General features: G+C 69.7%; 4 protein-coding genes and 1 pseudogene. 3 read left to right on the forward strand and 2 right to left on the reverse strand.

Annotated elements, in window-relative coordinates; genetic code table 11:
• A partial coding sequence (locus ABD329_RS47535) for an SDR family oxidoreductase (protein WP_344318235.1) occupies nt 1-173 on the forward strand: 173 nt, incomplete at its 5' end.
• A 337-nt stretch (nt 174-510) separates the two neighbouring features.
• Here ABD329_RS47535 and ABD329_RS47540 read toward each other — a convergent pair.
• Nucleotides 511-1,056, reverse strand: a complete 546-nt coding sequence (locus ABD329_RS47540) for a MarR family winged helix-turn-helix transcriptional regulator (RefSeq protein WP_214664645.1) — start codon at nt 1,054-1,056, stop codon at nt 511-513.
• 139 nt (nt 1,057-1,195) lie between these two features.
• Between ABD329_RS47540 and ABD329_RS47545 the strand changes: the two genes are divergently transcribed.
• Nucleotides 1,196-1,735: a phenolic acid decarboxylase gene (locus ABD329_RS47545; protein WP_198276009.1), complete on the forward strand. Its 540-nt coding sequence runs from the start codon at nt 1,196-1,198 to the stop codon at nt 1,733-1,735.
• A gap of 392 nt (nt 1,736-2,127) precedes the next feature.
• Here the strand turns inward: ABD329_RS47545 and ABD329_RS48430 are convergent.
• Nucleotides 2,128-2,352, reverse strand: a pseudogene (locus ABD329_RS48430) (TetR/AcrR family transcriptional regulator C-terminal ligand-binding domain-containing protein); the annotation flags it as partial.
• A gap of 322 nt (nt 2,353-2,674) precedes the next feature.
• On the opposite strand from ABD329_RS48430, the gene ABD329_RS47550 reads away from it, so the two are divergent.
• Nucleotides 2,675-3,313 carry a CBS domain-containing protein gene (locus ABD329_RS47550; protein ID WP_198276008.1) on the forward strand — a complete coding sequence of 213 codons (639 nt, stop codon included), beginning with the start codon at nt 2,675-2,677 and terminating at the stop codon, nt 3,311-3,313.
• Nucleotides 3,314-3,403 lie beyond the last annotated feature (90 nt).

The following is a 3,403-nucleotide window of genomic DNA, read 5'->3' on the forward strand; positions in this document are numbered from 1 at the left end:
GCCTGGTCGGCGCCGTAGGCCCGGACCTCCACCAGTTCGCCTCGGAGGTGCCGCTCGGCAGGATCGGCCGCCCGGATGAGATCGCCGCCGTGGCGACGTTCCTGGCCTCGGACGCTTCCAGCTTCGTCAACGGCGTCGAATGGTTCGTCGACGGCGGCCAGGCGCAGGTCTGACCGCGCCCCTCATGCGGTGTGGCATACCGGGCACCCTGGTTCACCGGACCGCCGTGCCCCTGGGGCCCGACTGCTTGCCTACGTCCCGTGTTGACCAGGTGGGAGGGCTGGCGGCAGCCCCTTGTTCCCGCCAACCCGCCCGTGGGCGGAGCGTTACGGTCCCAGCCGTGCTGTCCGGGCGGGTTGGCGACGCGGCTGGCTGGTGTGTGGCCGCGGAGGCCGGTAACGCGCGGCAAGACGCGTTCCGACGTCCGGATGTCCACGATCAAGGGGAGGCTTCAATGCCCGTGCGAAGGCTCCGCCGACCGGTGTGAGGCTGCGTTGGGAGCACCCGGCGTCAGGCCGCGTCACCCCCGGTGCCCTCTGCGGTCTCCAGGGCGGTGACCAGCCGGTCCAGGGCGGGCAGTGCCTTGTCCAGCGCCACCCGGTCGGCCTCGGACAAGTCCTCGACCACACGGGTGAGGGCCGCGGTGCTGGCGCGGTCGTAGCGCTCCAGCAGGTTCAGGGCTTCCCCCGACGCGGTGAGCACCACGGTCCGCTGGTCGTGCTCGGGTCGTACCCGTTCCACCAGCCGTGCGGCGGACATCGTCCGGACCAGGTTGCTCACGGTGGACGACGCCACCCTCACTCGCGTGGCCGCCGCGCCGGGGCTGAGGCCCTCGGACGACGAGGACAGCGCCCTCAGCAGCTCGATCTGCGCCTCCGGCAGGTCAGGCAGACCTTCGGCGTTGCGGGTGGCGCGCAGTACGGCGCGACGCAGCGGCCCCAGCAGTCCGCTCAGTCCGGCAGCGACCCGGACCGCTTCCGATGTTTCGGACCGACCGCAGTCGCTCTCTCCGTCCGCCGCTTTGTTCGTTCCGTGCGCTCCGCCCGCGTTACACATGCCCCCATTATGGAGCGGCGGGCATCAGATTTTGTCCCAAACTTGTTTTGTGACAAAATCATTTCTGGAGTGGCGGACCGATCCGGCCTGAACCGCATGTCGGCGGGCCGCTGCTCGAAGCACAGCAAGGAGCAACGCCATGACCGCTGGGTACGACACCCCGACTACCGTCGACAACCCCGTTCCGCCGCAGGACCTGTCCGGGATCACCGGGCACCGGTTCATCTACACCTATGCCAACGGCTGGCAGTACGAGATGTACGTGAAGAACGCCACGACCATCGACTACCGCATCCACTCGGGCATGGTCGGCGGACGCTGGGTGAAGGACCAGAGGGTCGACCTGGTGCGGCTCGTCGACGACTTCTACAAGATCTCCTGGAACGAGCCGACCGGCACCTCGGTCGTCGTCAACGTGCTGCCTGGCCGGCGCGTCCTGCACGGCACGATCTTCTTCCCGCGGTGGATCGAGCGGGACGGCTCCAAGACGGTGGTCTTCCAGAACGAGCACGTGGACGAGATGCGCGCCTACCGGGACGCCGGCCCCACCTACCCGATCCACGTCGTGCCGGAGTTCGCCCGCATCACCCTGTTCGAGCACGTTGGCGAGAACGACGAGAGCGTCGTCGCGGTGGGTCCCGAGGATATGCCCGAGGGCTTCGCCGACCGCGTCAACTGAAAGGCGGCGACGGCGCGACGCCCGTGAGCATGCAGCTTTTGCGGGTCGACACGACACAGCCTGGGATCAGTCCGCCGAATGAGGCCAAGTGGGTGGGGGAGCTCTGATCGTTTCGTGCACCCGCTCGCCTCGGCCACCTCGCTGGTGAGACGGACGTCGCCCCCGGCCATACTGATCACGCGGCGCCGGGGCCGGGCGGCTCCGCGGGGCGGTGGGGCGAGACCTCGCAGCTGATCCCGGTGCCCGAACGCGTCCGTGCCGCTCGCGCCGGAGGCGGTCATCCGCGCACCCAGCCGGGCCGCCTCGGGGCCGACAAGACCTGCTCTTCCCGCCGCACCCGCCGCCTGCGACGACGGCATGTCAAGCACACCGTCCTCGAGCCGAGGAACCAGTGGGCCAAACCCCGACGCCCGCTCCGCCGGGACCTCGAAGGCGGCGCGGCGGCGGGCGAGGAGCTGTTCGCGGAAGCACGCGCTGAATTCCGGGTCGATCTGGGCCTGGGCCATCAGCGTGCGCATCACGTGCGTGGTCGAGGGGTCGAGGGCCGGGGCGAACGACCGGGCGAGGAACTGGCGGGAGTCGGCCGCGTAGCCGCCGTGATCGTCGAGCTCGTGCAGAGGGGGTACCTTCCTGAAGCCCGCAGCTCGATGACGCTGAGTGAATGGTCACGAGGTGACCTGATCGCCCCCATCAACAAGCGCAAGGGCCAGGCGCCCAGCGTGCCGACATCCACCTCGCACTCGGCCGCACCCCTGACCGTAGGATCGCCAGCCTTCCCCGCCAGGCCGAACGTCACTGGTCGCGGGAGTGGCGCGGTGTTGTCATGTAGGGAAGACGGCGTGGACGAGCCGGCGGGGCTGCGGAGGTCGGCGCACCGCGTGGTCCGACCGGGCGGACCGACCGCGGCCGCTCCGTCGCAGAGCGGAGGAGGCCGATGCCATGCTGCACCGCCGCACGGTCGGTGACGTGATGACCGAGGAGGTCGTCACCCTCGGCCCCGACACACCGTTCCAGGAAGTCGCCGCCCTACTGGACGCGAACGACATCGCCGCGGCCCCGGTCGTCGACGATGACGGCGCCCCCGTCGGTGTGGTGTCCGCGTCCGACGTGCTGCGGCACGAGACAGGGATGCCCGATCCACAGGGGCTGGACGGGAACGACGAGCGCGCCTGGGGCAAGGCCCGGGCCCGGACCGCGGGCGTGCTCATGAGCAGCCCCGTCTTCACCGCTCGCGCCGACTGGACGATTCCCCAGGCCGCGAGGGAACTGCGCAGGCGGCACGTCAAGCAACTGCCGGTGGTCGACGACGACGGGCTCGTCACCGGCATCGTCAGCCGCAGTGACCTGCTCGACGCCTTCATCCGCTCCGACGTCGAGATCCGCGACGAGATCGAGCAGGACGTCATGGGACGCATCCTCGGTCTGGACAAGGGCGCCGTCGCGGTCGAGGTCCGTGACGGGGACGTCACCCTTCGGGGCCACGTCCCGGAACCGCGTCTCATCCCAGTGGTCGTGGGCCTCTGCCAGGGCGTCGACGGTGTCGTCGCCGTGGCCGCCCACCTCGCCGCCACGGGCTAGATGAATGAGTCCGATGTTCTTCAGTGGTCATAGGCGATCAGGGATCGTTTGATCTTGGCGTCGGTGGTCCAGTTGTGCCAGATGCCAGCG

Source organism: Streptomyces javensis, assembly GCF_039525925.1.
GTDB classification, from domain to species: domain Bacteria; phylum Actinomycetota; class Actinomycetes; order Streptomycetales; family Streptomycetaceae; genus Streptomyces; species Streptomyces asiaticus.